Consider the following 23,005-nt stretch of genomic DNA (forward strand, 5'->3'; position numbering starts at 1 on the left):
AGAGGGAAACCGGTGCTGAGGTAGGTATAATTCTGCCAGACATCGCCAGCGAACGTTCAAACATGCCACTGCCAGACGACGATATGCCCGACTTGCTGTACAGCGCGGCCCAGGTGCGCGCGCTGGATGCCGCCCTGATCGCGGCCGGTACCGATGGTTTTGAATTGATGCAGCGCGCCGCCCACGGCGCCTGGCGCGCCTTGCGCCGGCGCTGGCCGGAGGCTGGCGAGATCACTGTGTTGACCGGCCACGGCAACAATGCCGGCGACGGTTTCCTCATGGCCGCCCTGGCGCGCCGCGCCGGCTGGGCGGTGACGGTGTTCGCGGTGGGCGACACTTCGGCGCTGAATGGCGACGCCGCCAGCGCGCTGGCCGAGGCCAGGGCGGCCCAGGTGGACATCCTCCCGTGGCTGCCAGGCGTGGCCTTGCGGGGCGTGCTGGTGGACGCGCTGCTGGGCACCGGGCTCAAGGGCGCCGTGCGCGCGCCGTACGCCGAAGCCATCGAGGCGATCAACGGTAGCGGCCAGCCAGTGCTGGCGGTGGATATCCCCTCGGGGCTGTGCGCCGACACCGGCCAGGCGTTGGGCCAGGCGGTGCACGCCGACCTGACCGTGACCTTTATCGGCCTCAAGTTCGGCCTGTTCAGCGGCCAGGCCGCCGATCACGTCGGCCAATTGCTGTTCGATAGCCTGCAGGCCGACGCCGCCATCGTCGCCGCCAGCCCGGCCGTGGCCCGGCGCCTGAGCCCGGCGTCGCTGCCGCGGCCGGCGCCGCGGCCCATGACCGCGCACAAGGGCCAGTACGGCCAGGTGCTGGTCATCGGCGGCGACCACGGCACTGGCGGCGCCACCCTGATGAGCGCCGAGGCCGCGCTGCGCAGCGGCGCCGGTATGGTCAGCCTGGTCACCCGCGCCGAACACGTGGCCGCGGCGCTGACCCGCCTGCCCGAGGTGATGACCCTGGGCGTGCATTCGTCCAACCAGCTGCTGGACCCGCTGGACAAGGCTGACGTACTGGTAGTCGGCCCCGGGCTGGGCCAGGCCAGCTGGGGCCGCAGCCTGTTGTCCATTGCCGCCACTGGCTCTCAAGCCCAGGTCTGGGATGCCGACGCATTGAATCAGCTGGCGCAGGGGCTGGTGCGTCTGCCGGCTGGCTCGATCATCACCCCGCATCCCGGCGAGGCGGCGCGTCTGTTGGGCGTGACCACGGCCCAGGTGCAGGCCGACCGTGCCCACGCGGCGCTGGCCTTGGCCAAGAAGTTTTCAGCAATTTGTGTATTGAAGGGCGCCGGCAGCCTGGTCGCCGCCCCCGATGGCCGCCTGGCCCTGTGCGCCCACGGCCACCCGGCCATGGCCACCGCCGGCCTGGGCGACGTGCTGGCCGGTGTGCTGGGGGCGCTTCTGGCCCAGCACCTGGCCCCGTATGATGCCGCCTGCCTGGGCGTGTGGCTGCATGCCCGCGCCGGCGAGCAGCAAGGTGTGAATGGCCGCGGGCTGGCGGCCACCGATCTGATTCCAGCCATTCGTCAGTTGTTTGAGGAGTTGTCCCCGTGTCTGAAGTAGAGCTGTTTCTGGGCGATGAAAACGCCATGGTCGAGTTTGGCGGGCGCCTGGCGAAGATTACCCAGGCGGTGGGGGTCATTTTCCTCGAAGGCGACCTGGGCGCAGGCAAAACCACGCTCTCCAGGGGCCTGATCCGCGGCCTGGGGCACGAGGGCGCAGTGAAAAGCCCGACCTTCACGCTGGTGGAACCTTACGAGTTCCCGAGCTTTCGGGCCTATCATTTTGATCTGTATCGCCTTGTCGATCCCGAAGAACTGGAATTTCTTGGCATTCGGGATTACTTTGAAGGTGACGCTCTCTGTCTGATCGAGTGGCCTCAGCGTGGCGCGGGCTTTTTGCCAAAGCCTGACCTGACCATTACCATACGCCCCCACGCGGGCGGCCGTTCACTGACTCTGACGCCACAGGGCGCGCGTGGCGAGTCGTGGTGTGCCGTCCTGGCACAGGAAATCAAATAATTTTGGGTGGGTGTCTGTATGCGCATTCGCGCGCTGGTCGCGTTCGTGGGGTTGCTGTTGGCGACAGTTGTCGTCGACGCGTTTGCGGCTTCTCAGGTCAAGAGCGTTCGCCTGTGGCGAGCGCCAGATAACACGCGCCTGGTGTTCGACCTGTCGGGGCCGGTGGAACACAGCCTGTTCACCCTGCAGTCCCCGGACCGCCTGGTCATCGACATCAACGGCGCCACCCTGGCCGGCCCCTTGAACCTGCCCATCGCCAACACGCCGATCACTTCGGTGCGCTCGGCCCAACGCACGCCCACCGACCTGCGCGTGGTCATCGACCTGAAGAAGGCTGTGACGCCGAAAAGCTTCTCCCTGGCGCCCAACCAGCAGTACGGCAACCGCCTGGTGGTCGACCTGTTCGACAACGCCGCCGACGCCGCGCCGCAGCCGCCGGAACCCACCGTGGCCACCACCCCGGCAGTGCCGGTGACGCCTGCGCAGCCGGCCATCAAGCTGGCGCCGGTGCCCAACGGCAAGCGCGACATCATCGTCGCCATCGACGCCGGCCACGGCGGCGAAGACCCGGGTGCCTCGGGCTCGCGCGGCCAGCATGAAAAAGACATCACCCTGCAGATCGCCCGCGAGCTGCAGCGCCAGATCAACGGTGAGAAAGGCTTCCGCGCCGAACTGACCCGCACCGGCGACTACTTCATCCCGCTGCGCCAGCGCACCGAGATCGCCCGCAAGAAGGGCGCCGACCTGTTCGTGTCCATTCACGCCGACGCCGCGCCATCCTCGGCGGCCGTGGGCGCCTCGGTGTTTGCCCTGTCCGAACGTGGCGCTACCTCCGAGACCGCGCGCTGGCTGGCCGACAGCGAAAACCGTTCCGACCTGATCGGTGGCGCCGGGGCCGTGAGCCTCGACGACAAGGACAAGATGCTTGCCGGCGTGCTGCTGGACCTGTCCATGACCGCCTCGCTCAGCTCCAGCCTCAACGTCGGCCAGAAGGTGCTGAGCAATATCGGCCGTGTGACGCCGCTGCACAAGGCGCGGGTCGAGCAGGCCGGCTTCATGGTGCTGAAGTCGCCGGATATTCCGTCGATCCTGGTGGAAACCGGGTTCATCTCCAACGCCGGCGAGGCGGCCAAGCTGCAAAGCTCCAGCCACCAGCAGGCCCTGGCCCGTTCCATCACCAGCGGTGTGCGCCAGTTCTTCCAGCAGAACCCGCCACCGGGTACCTACATCGCCTGGCTGCGTGACAGCGGCAAGCTGGCCCAGGGCCCCACCGAGCACGTGGTGCGCCCCGGCGAAACCCTGCCGATGCTGGCCGTGCGCTACAACCAGTCGGTGGCTACCTTGCGCAGCGCCAACAACCTCACCACTGACGAGCTGAAGATAGGCCAGACCTTGAATATCCCGGCCACTGTACTGGCGGCCCAGCAATGACGTCGTCTGCACGCATCGAGCTGCTAAGCCCGCGGCTCGCCAACCAGATTGCCGCCGGTGAGGTGGTCGAGCGCCCGGCCTCGGTGATCAAGGAGCTGCTGGAAAACAGCCTGGACTCCGGTGCCCGGCGCATCGACGTGGAAGTCGAGCAGGGCGGCGTCAAGCTGCTGCGCGTGCGCGACGACGGCGGCGGCATCGCTTCCGACGACCTGCCGCTGGCGCTGGCGCGTCACGCCACCAGCAAGATCCGCGACCTGGAAGATCTGGAGCGGGTGATGAGCCTGGGCTTCCGTGGCGAAGCCCTGGCCTCGATCAGCTCGGTGGCGCGCCTGACCCTGACCTCGCGCACCCGCGACGCCGATCAGGCCTGGCAGGTGGAAACCGAAGGCCGCGACATGGCCCCGCGCGTGCAGCCGGCGGCGCACCCGGTGGGCACCTCGGTGGAAGTGCGCGACCTGTTCTTCAACACCCCGGCGCGGCGCAAGTTCCTCAAGACCGAAAAGACCGAATTCGACCACCTGCAGGAAGTGATCAAGCGCCTGGCGCTGGCGCGTTTCGACGTGGCCTTCCACCTGCGCCACAACGGCAAGACCATCCTCAGCCTGCACGAGGCCAACGACGAGATCGCCCGCGCGCGGCGCGTGGCGTCCATCTGCGGCCCGGGTTTCCTGGAGCAGGCGCTGCCCATCGAGATCGAGCGCAACGGCCTGCACCTGTGGGGCTGGGTGGGCCTGCCGACCTTCTCGCGCAGCCAGGCTGACCTGCAGTACTTCTTCGTCAATGGCCGTGCGGTGCGCGACAAACTGGTGGCCCACGCGGTGCGCCAGGCCTACCGCGACGTGCTGTTCAACGGTCGCCATCCGACCTTCGTGCTGTTCTTCGAGGTCGACCCCACGGTGGTCGACGTCAACGTGCACCCTACCAAGCACGAAGTGCGCTTCCGTGACGGGCGCATGGTGCACGACTTCCTCTATGGCACCCTGCACCGTGCCCTGGCCGACGTGCGTCCCGAAGACCAGCTGCCCACGGCTGCGGCCGCCGAGCCCGTGGCCCGGCCCAGCGGCCTGGCCGCCGGTGAGTTTGGCCCCCAGGGCGAGATGCGCCTGGCGGCCAACCTGCTCGAACAACAGCAGCAGGAGCCCGCCAGCCGCGGCTACAGCAGCAGCTCGGGCGCCGGCTACCAGTATGTGCCGCGCCCGGCGCAGCCCATGCCCACGGCCGAGACCCAGGCCGCCTACCGCGAATTCTACGCGCCGCTGCCCCAGCAAGCCGGGGTTGCCGCGCCAAGCCTGCCCGAGGGGCAGGGCGATATCCCGCCGCTGGGCTACGCGCTGGCGCAGCTCAAGGGCATCTATATTCTTGCCGAGAACGCCCAGGGCCTGGTGCTGGTGGACATGCACGCCGCCCACGAGCGCATCATGTACGAGCGCCTGAAGGTGGCCATGGCCAGCGAAGGCCTCAGCGGCCAGCCGCTGCTGGTGCCCGAGTCCATCGCCGTCAGCCAGCGCGAGGCCGACTGCGCCGAGGAACACGCGGGCTGGTTCCAGCGCCTGGGCTTCGAGCTGCAGCGCCTGGGCCCGGAAAGCCTGGCTATCCGCCAGATCCCGGCGCTGCTCAAGCAGGCCGAGGCCAACCGCCTGGTGCACGATGTGCTGGCCGACCTGATGGAATACGGCACCAGTGACCGTATCCAGGCGCACCTGAACGAACTGCTGGGCACCATGGCCTGCCACGGCGCCATCCGCGCCAACCGGCGCCTGGCCATCCCGGAAATGAACGGCCTGCTGCGCGACATGGAAAACACCGAGCGCAGCGGCCAATGCAACCATGGCCGACCGACCTGGACCCAGATGGGCCTGGATGATCTGGACAAACTATTCCTGCGTGGCCGTTGATTGCGATGAGTGCGTTACCCCCTGCGATATTCCTGATGGGCCCCACGGCCGCCGGCAAGACTGACCTGGCCATTGAACTGAGCAAGGTGCTGCCCTGCGAGCTGATCAGCGTCGACTCGGCGCTGGTCTACCGCGGCATGGATATCGGCACCGCCAAGCCTTCCAAGGCGCTGCTGGCCGCCCACCCGCACCGTCTGATCGACATTCTCGACCCGGCCCAGGCCTATTCCGCCGCCGAATTCCGCGCCGACGCCCTGCAGGCGATGGCCGAGATCAGCGCGCGCGGAAACATCCCGTTGCTGGTTGGTGGCACGATGTTGTATTTCAAGGCGTTACTGGATGGCCTGGCCGACATGCCGGCCGCCGACGCCGCCGTGCGCGAGGAGCTCGAAGCCATGGCCCAGGCCGGCGGGCTGCAGGCCTTGCACGATGAACTGGCCCGCGTGGACCCGGTATCGGCGGCGCGCATCCACCCCAACGACCCCCAGCGCCTGATCCGTGCACTGGAGGTTTACCGGGTAAGCGGTTCCAGCATGACCGAGCACCGCGCGCGTCAATCTGCGCAAAGTACCGACGCAGGCGCTCCGGGCGGCGGTCAATTGCCCTATACTGTTGCCAGCCTGGCGATCGCGCCAACCGATCGCAAGGTGCTGCACGACCGTATTGCCCTGCGTTTTCGGCAAATGCTGGAACAGGGCTTCGTCGACGAGGTCAGAGCCCTGCGTGCCAGAAGTGACTTGCACGCGGGCCTGCCGTCTATACGTGCGGTGGGGTATCGCCAGGTCTGGGATCATCTGGATGGCAAGCTGAGCTCGGTGGAAATGCAGGAGCGGGGCATCATCGCTACACGCCAACTGGCCAAGCGACAGTTCACCTGGCTTAGAAGCTTCGGTGATCTTCACTGGCTGGACAGTCTGGCTTGTGACAATCTGCCACGCACCTTGAAATACCTTGGAACGGTCTCCATATTGAGCTGAGTCCTTGTAATTGCCGTCTATCCTTGGGGTGAGACGGCCTAAGCCATCATTTTTTCTGATTTTTCTTACTATTGATCCTTAAAGGAGTGCGGCACATGTCAAAAGGGCATTCGCTACAAGACCCTTACTTGAATACATTGCGTAAAGAGAAGGTCGGTGTTTCGATCTATCTCGTTAACGGTATCAAGTTGCAAGGTACGATCGAATCGTTCGACCAGTTCGTGATTCTGCTGAAGAACACCGTCAGCCAGATGGTCTACAAGCACGCTGTCTCCACCGTCGTTCCCGTACGCCCGATCCGTCTGCCTAGCGCAACCGAATCCGAGCATGGCGACGTCGAACCAGGTAACGCCTGATAGGAGTCTGCTTTGTTCTTTGAGCGCCACGGTGGTGGTGAGCGGGCAATTCTCGTTCACTTGGATGGTCAGGACCCTGAGGCGCGCGAAGATCCGCAGGAGTTTCAGGAGCTGGCCACGTCGGCCGGCGCCGAAACTGTCGCGTTCGTCAACGTGGCGCGGCATCAGCCCACGGCCAAATACCTGATTGGCAGCGGCAAGGTCGAGGAATTGCGCGACCGGGTCAAAGCCGAACAGGTAGATCTGGTGATTTTCAATCACACCCTCACACCTTCCCAGGAACGTAACCTCGAGCGTGCTTTCGAGTGTCGCGTGCTGGACCGTACCGGTCTGATCCTGGATATCTTCGCCCAGCGGGCGCGCACCCATGAAGGCAAGCTGCAGGTGGAACTCGCCCAGCTCGAGCACATGAGTACGCGACTGGTTCGCGGCTGGACCCACCTTGAGCGCCAGAAAGGCGGTATCGGCCTGCGTGGCCCGGGTGAAACCCAGCTGGAAACCGACCGCCGCCTGCTGCGGGTACGCCTGCGCCAGATCAAGGGCCGGCTGGAGAAGGTGCGCAGCCAGCGCGAGCAGGCCCGTCGTGGCCGGCGCCGTGCCGACATCCCTTCGATTTCACTGGTGGGCTACACCAACGCCGGCAAATCGACCCTGTTCAACGCCGTGACCTCGTCCGAGGTGTACGCCGCCGACCAACTGTTCGCCACCCTCGACCCGACCCTGCGTCGCCTCGAGCTGGACGACCTGGGGCCGGTGATCCTCGCCGACACCGTGGGTTTCATTCGCCACCTGCCGCACAAGCTTGTCGAGGCTTTCCGGGCTACGCTCGAAGAGTCGAGCAACTCCGACCTGCTGCTGCACGTGATCGACGCCCATGAGCCGGAGCGCATGGCGCAGATCGAACAGGTCATGGCGGTGCTCACCGAGATCGGTGCCCAAGGGTTGCCGATCCTGGAGGTGTATAACAAACTCGACCTGCTTGAGGGGGTAGAGCCGCAGATCCAGCGCGATGCCGACGGCAAGCCGCAGCGGGTCTGGGTTTCGGCGCGTGACGGGCGTGGCCTGGACCTGGTGAAACAGGCCGTGGCGGAGCTTCTGGGTGACGACCTGTTCGTCGGCACCCTGCGCCTGCCGCAACGCATGGGGCGCCTGCGAGCGCAGTTCTTCGAGATGGGTGTGGTGCAGAGCGAGACGCATGACGAGGAGGGCGCCAGCCTGCTGGCGGTGCGCGTGCCTCGTGTCGAACTCAACCGTCTGGTCAGCCGGGCAGGGATGGAACCGCTGGAATTCATCGAGCAACACACTTTGCAATAAAAGCCCTGCAATGCGGCGATGCCGCGAGCTCGGGCATTCTGTAGCATTGGTTGGCGCGCCGTGGGTGCGTCTTTGCTTTATCAGATGGAGAGCGCTATGGCTTGGAATGAGCCGGGTGGCAACTCGAACAATCAGGATCCTTGGGGTGGCAAGCGCCGTGGGGGCGACCGCAAGGGGCCACCGGATCTCGACGAAGCCTTCCGAAAGCTGCAGGAAAGCCTGAACGGTTTGTTCGGTGGTGGAAAAAAACGCACGGGTGATGGCGGCGGTTCGTCCAGGGGCGGTGGCTTCGGCCTGCTCGGGATCGGGCTGGTCGTGCTGGCGGCTATCTGGCTGTACAGCGCCATCTACGTGGTGGACGAGCAGGAGCAGGCCGTGGTGCTGCGCTTCGGCAAGTACTACGAGACCGTCGGTTCGGGCCTGAATATCTACTTCCCGCCCATCGACAAGAAGTACCTGGAAAACGTGACGCGCGAGCGTACGTACACCAAGCAGGGGCAGATGCTCACCGAGGACGAGAACATCGTCGAGGTGCCGCTGACCGTGCAATACCGCATCAGCAACCTGCAGGACTTCGTGCTTAACGTCGACCAGCCGGAAGTCAGCCTGCAGCACGCCACCGACAGCGCCCTGCGCCACGTGGTGGGGTCCACCACCATGGACCAGGTGCTGACCGAGGGCCGCGAGCTGATGGCCAGCGAGATCAAGAAGCGCCTGCAGGGCTTCATGGACACGTACAAGACCGGTATCACCATTACCCAGGTCAACGTGCAGAGCGCGGCCGCCCCGCGTGAAGTCCAGGAAGCCTTCGACGATGTGATCCGTGCCCGTGAAGACGAGCAGCGTTCGCGCAACCAGGCCGAGACCTACGCCAACGGCGTGGTGCCCGAGGCCCGTGGCCAGGCGCAGCGCATCATCGAGGACGCCAACGGCTACCGCGATGAAGTGGTGTCGCGCGCCAAGGGTGAGGCCGACCGCTTCACCAAGCTGGTGACCGAGTACCGCAAGGCACCGGAAGTCACCCGCCAGCGCCTGTACCTGGAAACCATGCAGGACGTCTACAGCAACACCAGCAAGGTGCTGGTGAGCAGCGAGAAAGGGGGTAACAACCTGATCTACCTGCCGCTGGACAAGATGGTCAATGCCAGCCATGGCCCAGCGCCAGTGGCGTCGGGCAGCGTGACGCCGTCGGTGACCGACGCGGCGGGCGCCCGTGCAGCGGCCGATCTGCAACAGCAACAACGTGAACTGCGTTCCAGGGAGAGTCGCTGATGGGCAATAAATCACTGATCGCCCTGATCGTTGGCGTGGTACTGGCCATCGTGGCGTGGAACAGTTTCTACATCGTGTCCCAGACCGAGCGCGCCGTGCTGCTGCGCTTCGGCCGCGTGGTACAGGCCGATGTAGCCCCCGGCCTGCACGTGAAAGTGCCGTACGTGAACCAGGTGCGCAAGTTCGACGCACGCCTGATGACCCTCGACGCCCCGACCCAGCGGTTCCTGACCCTGGAGAAGAAAGCGGTGATGGTCGACGCGTACGCCAAGTGGCGCGTGAAGGACGCCGAGCGTTTCTACACCGCTACCTCGGGTATCAAGCAGATCGCCGACGACCGCCTGTCCCGCCGCCTGGAATCGGGCCTGCGTGACCAGTTCGGCAAGCGCACCCTGCACGAAGTGGTGTCGGGCCAGCGTGACGAGTTGATGGCGGGCATCACCGAGTCGCTGAACAAGATGGCCAACGACGAGTTGGGCATCGAAGTCATCGACGTGCGGGTGAAGGCCATCGACCTGCCGAAGGAAGTCAACAAGAGCGTCTTCGACCGCATGAGCACCGAGCGCGAGCGTGAAGCCCGCGAGCACCGCGCCAAGGGTAACGAGTTGGCCGAAGGCATCCGTGCCGACGCCGATCGTCAACGCCGCGTGTTGCTGGCCGAGGCCTATCGCGAGTCCGAGGAAGCCCGCGGTGACGGCGACGCCCAGGCGGCCGCCATCTACGCCAAGGCCTACGGCCAGGACCAGGAGTTCTACTCCTTCTACCGTAGCCTGCAGGCGTACCGTCAAAGCTTCTCCAACAAGAGCGACGTGCTGGTGCTGGACCCAAGCAGCGATTTCTTCCGCTACATGGAAAAGTACAAGCCGTGATGAAGGTACCCGCCGGGCGGTCAAATCGCCCGGCGGGGTGACCAAATCTGAAAACGTGTTATGATGCGGCAGCCGGGAAATTCCCGGCTTTTTTGCGTCTGCAAGATCGATTGGCCCTTCGTGCCAGTCTTTTGCATAGTGTTTCAGACTGTTTCCAAAGTAATCGAGGGCAATGGCTCAAGCAGGCAGGGCGGCATGAAAACCGCCGCACGTTGCCTCGCCGTTGCCTGCTTCACTCAAGGCTCGCAAGAACGCGTGCCGCCCGGATCATAGGGGAAAGGCGTAATGGCAACGGTAGACCGCTGGCTGCTGCCAGATGGCATCGAAGAAGTACTGCCGCCGGAAGCGGCGCGCATCGAAGTAGCGCGTCGCCAGGTGTTGGATCTGTTCCAGAGCTGGGGCTACGAGTTCGTCGTCACCCCGCATATCGAGTACCTGGAGTCGCTGCTCACCGGCGCCGGCCAGGACCTGGATCTGCGCACCTTCAAGGTCGTCGACCCGCAATCCGGGCGCCAGATGGGCTTCCGTGCCGACATCACCCCGCAGGTGGCGCGCATCGACGCCCACACCCTGCGCCGTGAAGGCCCGAGCCGCCTGTGCTACGCCGGCAGCGTGCTGCACGCCCAGCCGCGTGCCCTGTCGTCCTCGCGCAGCCCCATCCAGCTGGGTGCCGAGCTGTACGGCGACGCCAGCCCGAGCAGCGATGTCGAAGTCATCAGCCTGATGCTGGCTATGCTTCAACTGGCAGACGTGCCGGATGTGCACATGGACCTGGGCCACGTGGGCATCTACCGTGGCCTGGCGCGCGCCGCCGGCCTGTCGGGCAGCGTCGAGCAGCAGCTGTTCGACGCCCTGCAGCGCAAGGCCATCGACGAAGTCATCGCCTTGACCGAAGGCCTGCCGGCCGACCTGGCGGCCATGCTGCGTGCCCTGGTGGAGCTGTGCGGTGGTTCGGAAGTGTTCGCCGAGGCGCGCGTGCGCCTGGCCAACGCCCCGGCCCCGGTGATCGCGGCCCTGGACGACCTGCAAGCCATCGCCGAGCGCCTGGCTGCGCGTTTCCCCGAGCTGCCCCTGTATTTCGACCTGGGCGAGCTGCGCGGCTACCACTACCACACCGGTGTGGTGTTCGCGGTATTCGTCCCGGGTGTCGGCCAGTCGATCGCCCAGGGCGGTCGGTATGACGATATCGGCGCCGACTTCGGTCGTGCGCGCCCGGCAACGGGCTTCTCCACCGACCTCAAGACCCTGGTTACCCTGGGTCGCGCCGAAGTGGAACTGCCTAGCGGTGGCATCTGGATGCCAGACAGCACCGATGCGGCACTCTGGCAGCAGGTCTGCCAGCTGCGTCGTGAAGGCCAGCGTGTGGTCCAGGCGTTGCCTGGGCAGGCGTTGAGCGCGGCCGTCGAGGCCGATTGCGACCGCCAATTGATTCAGCAGAACGGGCTGTGGCAGGTACTGCCGCTGGCTTCTTGAGTTTTCCTGCCGGCCAACGCCGGCACCAAGTTTGCGCGAATGAGGACAAGTGTCATGGGTAAGAATGTCGTAGTCCTGGGCACCCAGTGGGGTGATGAGGGCAAAGGCAAGATCGTTGATCTGCTGACCGAACATGCAGCCGCCGTAGTGCGCTACCAAGGTGGCCACAACGCTGGCCACACCCTGGTGATCGACGGTGAGAAAACCGTCCTGCACCTGATTCCGTCGGGCGTGCTGCGCGAAGGCGTGCAGTGCCTGATCGGCAACGGCGTGGTGGTAGCACCCGACGCCCTGCTGCGTGAGATCGTCAAGCTGGAAGAGAAGGGCGTGCCGGTGCGCGAGCGCCTGCGCATCAGCCCATCCTGCCCGCTGATCCTGTCCTACCACGTGGCCCTGGACCAGGCCCGCGAGAAAGCCCGTGGCGAGCTGAAGATCGGCACCACCGGCCGCGGCATCGGCCCAGCGTACGAAGACAAGGTGGCACGCCGTGGCCTGCGCATCGGTGACCTGTTCCACCGCGAGCGTTTCGCCGCCAAGCTGGGCGAGCTGCTGGACTACCATAACTTCGTCCTGGTGAATTACTACAAAGAGCCGGCCATCGACTTCCAGAAGACCCTGGACGAGTGCATGGAATACGCCGAGCTGCTGAAGCCGATGATGCTCGACGTCACCGCCGAACTGCACGAGCTGCGTCGCGCTGGCAAGGACATCATGTTCGAAGGCGCCCAGGGCTCGCTGCTGGACATCGACCACGGTACCTACCCGTACGTCACCAGCTCCAACACCACGGCTGGCGGCATCGCCACCGGTTCGGGCGTGGGTCCGATGTACCTGGACTACATCCTGGGCATCACCAAGGCCTACACCACTCGCGTCGGTTCGGGCCCGTTCCCTACCGAGCTGTTCGATGACGTCGGTGCCTTCCTGGCCAAGCGTGGCCACGAGTTCGGTGCCACCACCGGCCGTGCCCGTCGTTGTGGCTGGTTCGACGCCGTCATCCTGCGTCGCGCCATCGACGTCAACAGCATCTCGGGCATCTGCCTGACCAAGCTGGACGTGCTGGACGGCCTGGAAACCATCAACATCTGCGTGGGCTACAAGAACGCCGACGGCGCCGTCATCGACGCGCCGACCGACGCTGACAGCTACATCGGCCTGGAGCCGGTGTACGAGCAGATGCCAGGCTGGAGCGAGTCGACCCTGGGCGCCAAGTCCCTGGACGAACTGCCAGCCGCTGCCCGTGCGTACATCAAGCGCATCGAAGAGCTGGTCGGCGCGCCGATCGACATCGTTTCCACCGGCCCGGACCGCAACGAGACTATCGTGCTGCGTCACCCGTTCGCCTAAGAAACGCTGAGTTGCACCACAAAGGGCCCCTATGGGGCCCTTTGTCGTTTCTGCCTGCTGTGCGGCATGGCGATTGCTGGGAGGATTCCTTGTCGGTGCCATCATTTTGATGGCCTCCCCGGAACAAGAGGAATCACCCGTGTCGGCCGTACTTTCTCTTCTGCGCAGTCGTTTGCTGCGGCCCGTGTTCATTACCCTGGGCGTTGCCCTTTTGGTGCAGGTGCTGGTAGCCGTTGCGCTCACCCGGAGCACCGTGGGCGCGCTGGAGGCCGACCTGGGCCTGCGCCTGCAGGCGGACACCCATCAGCTCACCGATCAGCTCGACCAGGCTGGCAAGGAAGTCAGCGCCGGGCTCGATGGCCTCTCGGCCAGCACCCGCCAGCGCCTGAGTGCCGGGTTGTCTTCGCGCCTTGAAGAAGAGCAGGGGCAGATACGCACTACCCTGGAGCAGGACCTCAAGGACTCGGCCAATGCCATGGCCCAACTGCTGGCCTCGGTGGCGCCGCGGGCCATCTGGGACAACGACGTGCCCACCTTGTCCGAATTCGCCCGCCAGGCCCAGCGCAACCCCAGTGTGTTGTTCGTGATCTACGATGACGCCCAGGGCGAGCACCTGACCCGCTACCTGAACCGCGAAAACCCCACCAACCAGGCCCTTTTGGCCAAGGGTGCCGGCGAGCGGCCGCTGGACAAGGTGCTGGACGCGGCGAAAAACGATCCGTCGGTGTACTACGTGGAGGCCTCCATCAGCCCCAATGGTGCAGAGATCGGCAAGGTGCGCATGGGCGTCTCCACGGCCAATGTCGAGGCCGAGCTGGGTGCGCTGGACAAGCGCTTCGCCGCCCTGATCGCCAGCGGCGACCAGTTGGTGGGCGACAGCCTGCTGGGCGCCTCTGCCGATAGCTCCAAGGCCCTGAGGGCGCGCCTGGAAGCGGCGCAGGGCAGCGCCGCGGCCATGCAAGGCAACGCCACCCGCAGCGTGCAGGAGGCGGCGGCCACCCTGCGCTGGCGCATCGGCATGGCCCTGGCGCTGGTAGGCCTGGGCGTGTTGCTGCTGGTGGCGGTGGTGCTTGGCCGGCGGGTGGTGAGCAAGCTGCGCCTGCTGATCGCCGCGCTCAACGACCTGGCTGCGGGGGAGGGCGACCTGACCCGCCGTGTGCGCCTCGACAGCCATGACGAAATCGGCGACATGGCGGCGGCGGTCAACCGCTTTGTCGACAAACTCCAGCCCATCGTGCGCGAGGCGGGTGATGTGGCCCAGCGCACTGGCCAGGAGATCGACCTGATGGCCCGCCGCAACGCCGGCGCCGACGCAGCCGCCCAGCTGCAGAGCAATGAAGTGGCCGCCAGCCTCCGGGCGTTGTCGACCATGGCCGACGAGGCCCAGGCCGAAAGCCGCGCCATGCAGTCGGCGTTGCAGCAGGTGGCAGAAATACGCACCGCCACTGACGCCAACACCCAGGCCTCGGCGCAGGTAGGCGGCCTGATCGAAGCGCTGGCCGGGCAGGTGCAGAACGGCTCCCAGGTCATCGAGCGGCTGGCCGAGCAAAGCCAACAGATTGAAGTGGTGCTCAGCGTGATCCAGAGCATCGCCGAGCAGACCAACCTGCTGGCCCTGAACGCTGCCATCGAGGCGGCCCGGGCGGGCGAGACCGGGCGTGGCTTCGCGGTAGTCGCCGATGAGGTGCGGGCGCTGGCCAGCAAGACGCAAAGCTCCACCGGTGATATCCAGGCGCACATTGCTGCGCTGCAATCGGGCGCCCGTGAAGCGGTGACCGCCATCAGCCAGGCCGGGCGCCAGGCCAGCGAAGGTTTGCTGGTGCTGCGCGACAGCGCGCGGTTGCAGCAAAGCGTGCAGGCGTCGGTGGAGCAGGTGCATGCGGCGATAGGCCTGGCCACCCGTGCAGCGGAGCAGCAGGCCGATGGCGCGCAGGCGGTGAAGGGCAGGGTGGAGAATATCCACGCCCAGGCCCAGCGCGCGGCGAAGGTGGTGGCTGACACCACGGCCAGCAGCAAGGTGCTGGATAACCTGGCTGCGCAGCTTCGCGCCAGCATCGGCCAATTCAAAGCCTGACACCAATCCCCCGTAGCAGCGGCCGCAGGCCGCGTCCGGGGGATTGGTTTTCTGGAGGGCAGAAACGCAAAAACCCGCTTTCGCGGGTTTTTGAGATGATTCAGAGATCGTTGATCTGTGAATCTGAATTGGTGCCCAGAAGAAGACTCGAACTTCCACGACCGTAAGGTCACCAGCACCTGAAGCTGGCGTGTCTACCAATTTCACCATCTGGGCAGCTACTTCGACGTTGTCCGTCGTTGTGGTGCGCACTATACGGAGGGTTCGAACACCTGTAAACCCCCGAAAACACTTTTTTTCAAAAATTTCTCAAAGAATCTTTTCAGACCCCTGAAACGCAAAAACCCGCTTTCGCGGGTTCTTGTGAGTGGCTCAAGATGTTGTAATCTCAAGCCAGAAATTGGTGCCCAGAAGAAGACTCGAACTTCCACGACCGTAAGGTCACCAGCACCTGAAGCTGGCGTGTCTACCAATTTCACCATCTGGGCATCATCTTCAGCGCGTTTGCGTTGTCGATGGCGCGCACTATACGGGCAGTCTTTTGACCTGTAAACCCCTGTTGTTAAAAAAGTTTAGGTTTTTTCCAGGTTTCTTCCACGCGGTGCCTTTTTTACTGGAAGATGCGGCAATGCGGGGCTGTCAAACCGTGAAATTTCCCGTTTCAATACGCGTATGCCAAACTAACCCTTATATAGACAAGGTGAAATTTCTCTAATGGCCGATTGGCAGTCCCTCGATCCCGAGGCCGCTCGTGAAGCGGAAAAATACGAAAACCCTATTCCCAGCCGTGAGCTGATCCTCCAGCACCTCGACGAGCGCGGCTCACCCGCCAGCCGCGAGCAGCTGGTAGACGAGTTCGGGCTGACCACCGAGGACCAGGTCGAGGCCTTGCGTCGTCGCCTGCGCGCCATGGAGCGCGATGCGCAACTGATCTACACCCGCCGTGGCACCTACGCCCCTGTGGATAAGCTGGACCTGATCGCCGGTCGCATCGCCGGCCACCGCGACGGTTTCGGCTTCCTGATCCCCGACGACGGCTCCGACGACCTGTTCATGAGCCCGGCGCAAATGCGCCTGGTGTTCGACGGCGACCGTGCCCTGGCCCGTGTTTCCGGCCTGGACCGTCGTGGTCGTCGTGAAGGCGTGATCGTCGAAGTGGTGTCCCGTGGTCACGAGACCATCGTCGGCCGCTACTTTGAAGAGGGCGGCATCGGCTTCGTGACGCCGGACAACCCCAAGGTCAATCAGGAAGTACTGATTACCCCGGGCCGCAACGCCGGCGCCAAGATCGGCCAGTTCGTGGAGGTGAAAATCACCCACTGGCCGACCCCGCGCTTCCAGCCCCAGGGCGATGTCATCGAAGTGGTCGGCAACTACATGGCGCCGGGCATGGAAATCGACGTGGCGCTGCGCACCTACGACATCCCGCACGTATGGCCACAGGCCGTGCTGAAGGAAGCCGCGAAGCTGAAGCCGGAAGTCGAGGAAAAGGACAAGCAGAACCGCGTTGACCTGCGCCACCTGCCGTTCGTCACCATCGACGGCGAAGACGCCCGCGACTTCGACGACGCCGTTTATTGCGAAGCCAAGAGCAAGCTGCGCCTGTTCAATGGCGGCTGGAAGCTGTACGTGGCCATCGCCGACGTGTCCAGCTACGTCAAGCTGGGCTCGGCCCTGGACGAAGAGGCCCAAGTGCGCGGCAACTCCGTGTACTTCCCCGAGCGCGTGATCCCGATGCTGCCCGAGGAACTGTCCAACGGCCTGTGCTCGCTGAACCCGCACGTCGACCGCCTGGCCATGGTCTGCGAGATGACCATCTCCAAGACCGGCGAGATGACCGACTACCAGTTCTACGAGGCGGTGATCCACTCCCATGCGCGCCTGACCTACAACAAGGTCAGCACCATGCTCGAGCACTCGCGCACCAGCGAGGCCAAGGCCTTGCGCGGCGAGTATGGCGATGTGCTGCCGCACCTCAAGCAACTGTACGCCATGTACAAGGTGCTGTTGGGTGCCCGCCATGCCCGTGGCGCCATCGACTTCGAGACCCAGGAAACCCGCATCGTCTTCGGTTCCGAGCGCAAGATCGCCGAAATCAAGCCGACCGTGCGCAACGACGCCCACAAGCTGATCGAAGAGTGCATGCTGGCCGCCAACGTGGCCACCGCCGAGTTCCTGCAGAAGCATGAAATCCCGGCCCTGTACCGCGTGCACGACGGTCCGCCGCCAGAGCGCCTGGAAAAACTGCGCGCCTTCCTCGGCGAGCTGGGCCTGTCGATCAACAAGGGCAAGGATGGTCCGTCGCCCAAGGACTACCGCGCGCTGCTGGAAAACATCCAGGACCGCCCGGACTTCCACGTGATCCAGACCGTGATGCTGCGCTCCCTGAGCCAGGCGGTGTACAGCGCCGAGAACAACGGCCACTTCGGCCTGAACTACGAGGCGTACACCCACTTCACCTCGCCGATCCGTCGCTACCCGGACCTGCTGACCCACCGCGCCATCCGCAGTGTGATCCGCTCGAAGATGGACACCCCGCACGTCAAGCGTGCCGGTGCCATGACCATTCCGAAAGCGCGCATCTACCCGTACGACGAGCCGGCCCTGGAGCAACTGGGCGAGCAGTGCTCGATGAGCGAGCGCCGTGCCGACGAAGCCACTCGCGACGTGGTGAACTGGCTCAAGTGCGAGTTCATGAAGGACCGTGTGGGCGAGACCTTCCCGGGCGTGATCACCGCCGTGACCGGTTTCGGCCTGTTCGTGGAGCTGACCGACATCTTCGTCGAAGGCCTGGTGCACGTCACCGCGCTGCCGGGCGACTACTACCACTTCGACCCTGTGCACCACCGCCTGGCGGGCGAGCGCACCGGCCGTAGCTTCCGCCTCGGCGACACGGTGGAAGTGCAGGTGATGCGCGTCGACCTGGACGAGCGCAAGATCGACTTCGGCATGTCGGAAAAATCCGCCAGCGCACCCGTCGGTCGCAAGAATCGCCAGGCCGAAAAGCCTGAGGCGAAGAAAGCGCCTGAGCGCAAGTCGGCGGACAAGAAGCCGGCGGCCAAGTCCTACGACAAACCCGTGTACGAAAAACCGGCACCGGCAGCGCCGCTGTCGAAGCCGTCGAAGCGCCCGGCCAAGTCCTCGGAGTCGGCCAGCGCCTACCGTGCGTCGGATGCCGCGGCCAACAACGCCGATGTGCGCAAGAGCCGTGAAATGAAAAAAGCGCTGCTGGCCGAGGCCAAGGGCGGCGCGGGCAAGCCGGCGCGTTCGGACAAGTCCGGCGGCGCCAGCAAGCCCACCACGCACCGCAAGGGCCCGTCGAAATCGGGCGCCCGTAAACCGAAGGCGAAGTCATGAGTCAGTTGGAAAAGATCTACGGCGTGCACGCCGTGGAAGCCCTGTTGCGTCACCACCCCAAGCGGGTCAAGCAGATCTGGTTGGCGGAAAGCCGCAACGACCCGCGCGTACAGCCGCTGATCGCCCTGGCCGCGGAAAACCGCGTGTCGGTGGGCCAGGCCGAACGTCGCGAGATGGACGCCTGGGTTGAAGGCGTGCACCAGGGCGTTGTGGCTGAGGTCAGCCCAAGCCAGGTGTGGGGCGAGGCTATGCTCGACGAGCTGCTGGACCGCACCGAAGGCGCGCCGCTGCTGTTGGTGCTGGACGGCGTGACCGATCCGCACAACCTCGGCGCCTGCCTGCGCACCGCCGACGCCGCCGGCGTGCTGGCAGTGATCGTGCCCAAGGACAAGTCGGCCACCCTGACCCCGGCAGTGCGCAAGGTCGCCTGCGGCGCGGCCGAGGTGATCCCGCTGGTGGCCGTGACCAACCTGGCGCGCACCCTGGAGAAACTCCAGCAGCGCGGCCTGTGGGTAGTGGGCACTGCCGGTGAAGCCGAGCAGGAGCTGTACCAGCACGACATGACCGGGCCGACCATCCTGGTGATGGGCGCCGAAGGCAAGGGCATGCGCCGCCTGACCCGCGAGCACTGCGACTACCTGGTGAAACTGCCGATGCATGGCAGCGTCAGCAGCCTGAACGTGTCGGTGGCCACGGGCGTGTGCCTGTTCGAAGCCGTCCGTCAGCGCAACACCAAGAAGTAACACACTCATCCCCGTAGCAGCTGCCGAAGGCTGCGTCGCTGTTAAAGGCGACGCAGCCTGCGGCAGCTGCTACGGGGATTTGCATTCCGGCGAAAGCTGTTCAAATATTCGCCAATTCCCTTGCTTGTCCCCACTCCCTTCTCTACAATTGCGCCCCTTGCCTCGACGGCAGGTGCCGGCAGTTCATCGCCATCACCTTTTCCGCGAGCAAGACATACAGTGTCATTCACTCCTTGTCTGACCGCCCTGGCGGCAGGCTACAACCCGTAAGGAGCATTCATGCGTCATTACGAAATCATCTTTCTGGTCCACCCTGACCAGAGCGAGCAAGTCGGCGGCATGGTTGAGCGTTACACCAAGCTGATCGAAGAAGACGGCGGCAAAATCCACCGTCTGGAAGACTGGGGCCGTCGTCAACTGGCCTACGCAATCAACAATGTTCACAAGGCTCACTACGTGATGCTGAACGTTGAGTGCACTGGCAAGGCCCTGGCCGAGCTGGAAGACAACTTCCGTTACAACGATGCCGTGATCCGTAACCTGGTCATCCGTCGCGACGAAGCCGTAACTGGTCAGTCCGAGATGCTCAAGGCCGAAGAAAACCGCAGCGAGCGCCGTGAGCGTCGTGACCGTCCTGAGCATGCTGACAGCGCCGATGGCGATGACAGCGACAACAGCGACGCCAGCGATAACGCTGACGAGTAATCCACGGACCTTTTGAGGAGCCAATTACATGGCACGTTTCTTCCGTCGTCGTAAATTCTGCCGCTTCACCGCTGAAGACGTGAAAGAGATCGATTACAAAGATCTCAACACCCTGAAAGCCTACGTATCCGAAACCGGCAAAATCGTTCCAAGCCGTATCACCGGTACCAAAGCTCGTTATCAGCGTCAGCTGGCCGTCGCTATCAAGCGCGCCCGCTTCCTGGCCCTGCTGGCCTACACCGACAGCCACGGCCGCTGAGACCGGGTCGTCGACAAGTAGCAAGGGATTGAATGCATGCGCGCCATAGCTGATTTCATCATGCGCGGACGCATGCAGGCCACCCTGGTGGTGGCCATATCGGCAGTCATGCCGCTGTTGTTCTGGTTGGGTGCTGCCGCGGGAAGCCTGGTGCTTCTGCGGCGCGGATTTCAGGATGCCAAGAGTGTCCTCGCCCTCGGCCTGCTGCCCGCTCTGGCGTGGTGGCTGCTGGGAAGCGACCACGACCCCCGCGCACTTCTGGTGCTGCTGGGCTCGGCGACCCTCGCGCACGTGCTGCGCTCGAGTGAGTCCTGGATCCGCGTGCTGCTGGTCAGCATAGCCCTGGGGTTGGTGTATGCAGTGGTGCTGGGCGCGGTTTTCCGCCCTCACATCGACGGCATGGCGCAGGAACTGTCAAAGGTCCTGCCCATGGCCCTCGGTGATCTCTACCAGCAATTGTCGGTAGAAGAGCGAGCGCGCCTGAGCGCACTGCTGCCACCGGTCCTGACCGGCCTGATAGCGGCCATGCTGCAGATTGTCAGCGTGCTGTGCCTGATGTTGGGCCGGTACTGGCAAGCGTTGTTGTACAACCCGGGTGGGTTCGGTCGCGAGTTTCGCACCGTGCGCATCCCGCGGGGGCCGGCATTGCTGCTGCTGGCGTGCATGCTGGTGGGGCCGAATTTCGGCACTCAACTGGCCATGCTCACGCCGCTGTGCAGTGTGCCGCTGCTGTTCGCAGGCCTGGCCCTGATTCACGCCCTGGTCGCTGCAAAGCGCCTGGCGCGGTTCTGGCTGGTGGGGCTGTACGTGACGCTGCTGGTGTTCATGCAGCTGATCTATCCGTTGCTCGTGGTGTTGGCCATTGTCGACAGCCTGATTGATTTTCGCGGACGTCTGGCGTCGAAAGACGCTGGCAATGCGAACGGTGAAGGTTAAAAGTTAGAGGATTTCCACATGCAACTGATCCTTCTGGAAAAAGTCGCCAACCTGGGCAACCTGGGCGACAAAGTAAACGTTAAGGCTGGTTACGGCCGTAACTACCTGCTGCCTTACGGCAAAGCTACCGCCGCGACCCCAGCCAACCTGGCTGCGTTCGAAGAGCGTCGTGCCGAGCTGGAAAAACTGGCTGCAGACAAGAAAGCTTCGGCTGAAACTCGCGCTGCCCAACTGGCTGAGCTGGAAGTGACCATCACTGCCACCGCCGGTGACGAAGGCAAGCTGTTCGGTTCGATCGGCACCCACGACATCGCTGACGCACTGACCGCCTCGGGCGTTGAAGTTGCCAAGGCTGAAGTTCGTCTGCCGAACGGCACCATCCGTAACGTTGGCGAATACGACGTTGCCGTGCACCTGCACAGCGACGTAGAAGCTACCGTACGCGTTGTTGTTGTAGCTGCTTAAGGCACTACCTATCGGCTGGCACCCTTGGGTAACAGCCGGTAACATTGGGCACGATCCTGTCTACAGGTCGTGCCCTTTGTCTTTCTGTACCCTCTGATTTCAAGTGGCCATGAACGAGATATCGCAACCCGAACAGTACGATCTGCAAACCGCCGCCCTCAAGGTGCCGCCGCATTCCATCGAGGCCGAACAGGCCGTGCTCGGTGGCTTGATGCTGGACAACAACGCCTGGGAACGCGTGCTCGATCAAGTTTCGGATGGCGATTTCTACCGTCATGACCACCGCCTGATCTTCCGCGCCATTGCCCGCCTGGCGGATTTGAACACGCCGTTCGACGTGGTCACCCTGCACGAGCAGCTGGACAAGGAAGGGCAGAGCACCCAGGTCGGTGGCCTGGGTTACCTGGGCGAACTGGCGAAGAACACGCCGTCGGTCGCCAACATCAAGGCCTATGCGCAGATCGTCCGCGAGCGGGCCACCCTGCGCCAGCTGATCAGCATCAGCAACGAGATCGCCGACAGCGCCTTCAACCCCCAGGGCCGCAACGCCGCCGAGATCCTCGACGAGGCCGAACGGCAGATCTTCCAGATCGCCGAGGCCCGGCCCAAGACGGGCGGCCCGGTCAGCGTCAACGACCTGCTGACCAAGGCCATCGACCGCATCGACACGCTGTTCAACACCGACGAGGCCATCACCGGCCTGTCCACCGGCTACACCGACCTGGACGAGAAGACCAGCGGCCTGCAGCCGGCCGACCTGATCATCGTCGCCGGCCGTCCGTCGATGGGCAAGACCACCTTCGCCATGAACCTGGTGGAAAACGCCGTGTTGCGCAGCGAGAAGGCCGTGCTGGTCTACTCGCTGGAGATGCCAGGTGATTCGCTGGTCATGCGTATGCTGTCTTCCTTGGGCCGCATCGACCAGACCAAGGTGCGTTCCGGCCGCCTGGACGACGACGATTGGCCGCGCCTGACCTCGGCGGTCAACCTGCTCAACGACCGCAAGCTGTTCATCGACGACACCGCCGGTATCAGCCCGTCGGAAATGCGCGCGCGTACGCGCCGCCTGGTGCGTGAACACGGCGACATCGGCCTGATCATGATCGACTACCTGCAGCTGATGCAGATCCCCGGTTCCAGCGGCGACAACCGTACCAACGAGATTTCGGAGATTTCCCGCTCGTTGAAAGCCCTGGCCAAGGAATTCAACTGCCCGGTGGTGGCGCTGTCGCAGCTCAATCGCTCCCTGGAACAGCGCCCGAACAAGCGCCCGGTAAACTCCGACTTGCGGGAATCGGGAGCGATCGAGCAGGACGCCGACGTGATCATGTTCGTGTACCGCGACGAGGTGTACCACCCCGAGACCGAGCACAAGGGCATCGCCGAGATCATCATCGGCAAGCAGCGTAACGGCCCCATCGGCTTCATCCGCCTGGCCTTCATCGGCAAATACACGCGCTTCGAGAACCTGGCCCCAGGCAGCTACAACTTCGACGACGAATAACCCGGGGT

19 protein-coding genes, 2 tRNA genes and 1 pseudogene are annotated in these 23,005 nt (G+C 64.4%); 20 read left to right on the forward strand and 2 right to left on the reverse strand.

Annotated elements, in window-relative coordinates:
* Positions 1-62: 62 nt before the first annotated feature.
* The 13 genes and pseudogenes from RAM80_RS19845 to RAM80_RS19905 all read left to right on the forward strand — a co-directional run bounded on the left by RAM80_RS19845 (position 63) and on the right by RAM80_RS19905 (position 15,028).
* Positions 63-1,562: an NAD(P)H-hydrate dehydratase gene (locus RAM80_RS19845; protein ID WP_416422152.1), complete on the forward strand. Its 1,500-nt coding sequence runs from the start codon at positions 63-65 to the stop codon at positions 1,560-1,562.
* On the forward strand, positions 1,550-2,020 hold the full coding sequence (gene tsaE / locus RAM80_RS19850) for a tRNA (adenosine(37)-N6)-threonylcarbamoyltransferase complex ATPase subunit type 1 TsaE (protein ID WP_416422153.1): 471 nt from the start codon (positions 1,550-1,552) through the stop codon (positions 2,018-2,020). Before RAM80_RS19845 ends, tsaE begins: the two co-directional genes overlap by 13 nt.
* A gap of 6 nt (positions 2,021-2,026) precedes the next feature.
* Entirely contained in the window at positions 2,027-3,451 is a 1,425-nt protein-coding gene (locus RAM80_RS19855) for an N-acetylmuramoyl-L-alanine amidase (protein WP_416422154.1), read from the forward strand.
* Positions 3,448-5,346 carry a DNA mismatch repair endonuclease MutL gene (gene mutL / locus RAM80_RS19860; protein WP_416422155.1) on the forward strand — a complete coding sequence of 633 codons (1,899 nt, stop codon included), beginning with the start codon at positions 3,448-3,450 and terminating at the stop codon, positions 5,344-5,346. Before RAM80_RS19855 ends, mutL begins: the two co-directional genes overlap by 4 nt.
* A 5-nt stretch (positions 5,347-5,351) precedes the next feature.
* Positions 5,352-6,323, forward strand: coding sequence for a tRNA (adenosine(37)-N6)-dimethylallyltransferase MiaA (miaA, locus tag RAM80_RS19865; RefSeq protein WP_416422156.1), 972 nt, complete (start codon positions 5,352-5,354; stop codon positions 6,321-6,323).
* 95 nt (positions 6,324-6,418) lie between these two features.
* A complete protein-coding gene (gene hfq, locus RAM80_RS19870) occupies positions 6,419-6,679 on the forward strand; it encodes an RNA chaperone Hfq (RefSeq protein WP_008368554.1) in 261 nt (86 codons plus the stop codon).
* Positions 6,680-6,691: 12 nt separating this feature from the next.
* Positions 6,692-7,993 (forward strand): ribosome rescue GTPase HflX, encoded by a 1,302-nt coding sequence (gene hflX, locus RAM80_RS19875; protein WP_416422157.1) that lies wholly within the window; start codon positions 6,692-6,694, stop codon positions 7,991-7,993.
* 96 nt (positions 7,994-8,089) lie between these two features.
* Entirely contained in the window at positions 8,090-9,265 is a 1,176-nt protein-coding gene (gene hflK / locus RAM80_RS19880) for an FtsH protease activity modulator HflK (RefSeq protein WP_416422158.1), read from the forward strand.
* Positions 9,265-10,134, forward strand: coding sequence for a protease modulator HflC (gene hflC, locus RAM80_RS19885; protein ID WP_416422159.1), 870 nt, complete (start codon positions 9,265-9,267; stop codon positions 10,132-10,134). Before hflK ends, hflC begins: the two co-directional genes overlap by 1 nt.
* Before the next feature lie 285 nt (positions 10,135-10,419).
* Entirely contained in the window at positions 10,420-11,607 is a 1,188-nt protein-coding gene (locus tag RAM80_RS19890; RefSeq protein ID WP_416422160.1) for an ATP phosphoribosyltransferase regulatory subunit, read from the forward strand.
* A 54-nt stretch (positions 11,608-11,661) separates the two neighbouring features.
* Positions 11,662-12,954: an adenylosuccinate synthase gene (locus RAM80_RS19895; RefSeq protein WP_027979707.1), complete on the forward strand. Its 1,293-nt coding sequence runs from the start codon at positions 11,662-11,664 to the stop codon at positions 12,952-12,954.
* 1,018 nt (positions 12,955-13,972) lie between these two features.
* Positions 13,973-14,122 (forward strand): annotated as a pseudogene (locus tag RAM80_RS19900) (hypothetical protein); the annotation flags it as partial.
* Positions 14,123-14,323: 201 nt separating this feature from the next.
* A complete protein-coding gene (locus tag RAM80_RS19905; protein WP_416427527.1) occupies positions 14,324-15,028 on the forward strand; it encodes a methyl-accepting chemotaxis protein in 705 nt (234 codons plus the stop codon).
* Positions 15,029-15,157: 129 nt separating this feature from the next.
* Here the strand turns inward: RAM80_RS19905 and RAM80_RS19910 are convergent.
* A tRNA-Leu gene (locus RAM80_RS19910) sits at positions 15,158-15,244 on the reverse strand.
* A 185-nt stretch (positions 15,245-15,429) separates the two neighbouring features.
* A tRNA-Leu gene (locus RAM80_RS19915) sits at positions 15,430-15,516 on the reverse strand.
* A gap of 226 nt (positions 15,517-15,742) precedes the next feature.
* Between RAM80_RS19915 and rnr the strand changes: the two genes are divergently transcribed.
* From rnr to dnaB, 7 genes are all read left to right on the forward strand, one after another.
* Complete coding sequence (rnr, locus tag RAM80_RS19920) at positions 15,743-18,385, forward strand: ribonuclease R (RefSeq protein WP_416422161.1); 2,643 nt, start codon at positions 15,743-15,745, stop codon at positions 18,383-18,385.
* The gene (gene rlmB / locus RAM80_RS19925; protein ID WP_416422162.1) at positions 18,382-19,128 is read left to right on the forward strand and encodes a 23S rRNA (guanosine(2251)-2'-O)-methyltransferase RlmB; all 747 of its coding nucleotides are present in this window, start codon (positions 18,382-18,384) and stop codon (positions 19,126-19,128) included. Before rnr ends, rlmB begins: the two co-directional genes overlap by 4 nt.
* 279 nt (positions 19,129-19,407) lie before the next feature.
* Entirely contained in the window at positions 19,408-19,833 is a 426-nt protein-coding gene (rpsF, locus tag RAM80_RS19930) for a 30S ribosomal protein S6 (RefSeq protein WP_027979704.1), read from the forward strand.
* A gap of 28 nt (positions 19,834-19,861) precedes the next feature.
* A complete protein-coding gene (rpsR, locus tag RAM80_RS19935) occupies positions 19,862-20,092 on the forward strand; it encodes a 30S ribosomal protein S18 (RefSeq protein WP_008368574.1) in 231 nt (76 codons plus the stop codon).
* A 36-nt stretch (positions 20,093-20,128) separates the two neighbouring features.
* On the forward strand, positions 20,129-21,028 hold the full coding sequence (locus RAM80_RS19940) for a hypothetical protein (protein ID WP_416422163.1): 900 nt from the start codon (positions 20,129-20,131) through the stop codon (positions 21,026-21,028).
* A gap of 18 nt (positions 21,029-21,046) precedes the next feature.
* Positions 21,047-21,493: a 50S ribosomal protein L9 gene (gene rplI / locus RAM80_RS19945; RefSeq protein ID WP_416422164.1), complete on the forward strand. Its 447-nt coding sequence runs from the start codon at positions 21,047-21,049 to the stop codon at positions 21,491-21,493.
* A gap of 109 nt (positions 21,494-21,602) precedes the next feature.
* The gene (dnaB, locus tag RAM80_RS19950; protein ID WP_416422165.1) at positions 21,603-22,997 is read left to right on the forward strand and encodes a replicative DNA helicase; all 1,395 of its coding nucleotides are present in this window, start codon (positions 21,603-21,605) and stop codon (positions 22,995-22,997) included.
* Positions 22,998-23,005: the final 8 nt, after the last annotated feature.

Origin of the sequence: Pseudomonas sp. App30, assembly GCF_047947025.1 — a bacterium.
Taxonomy (GTDB): domain Bacteria; phylum Pseudomonadota; class Gammaproteobacteria; order Pseudomonadales; family Pseudomonadaceae; genus Aquipseudomonas.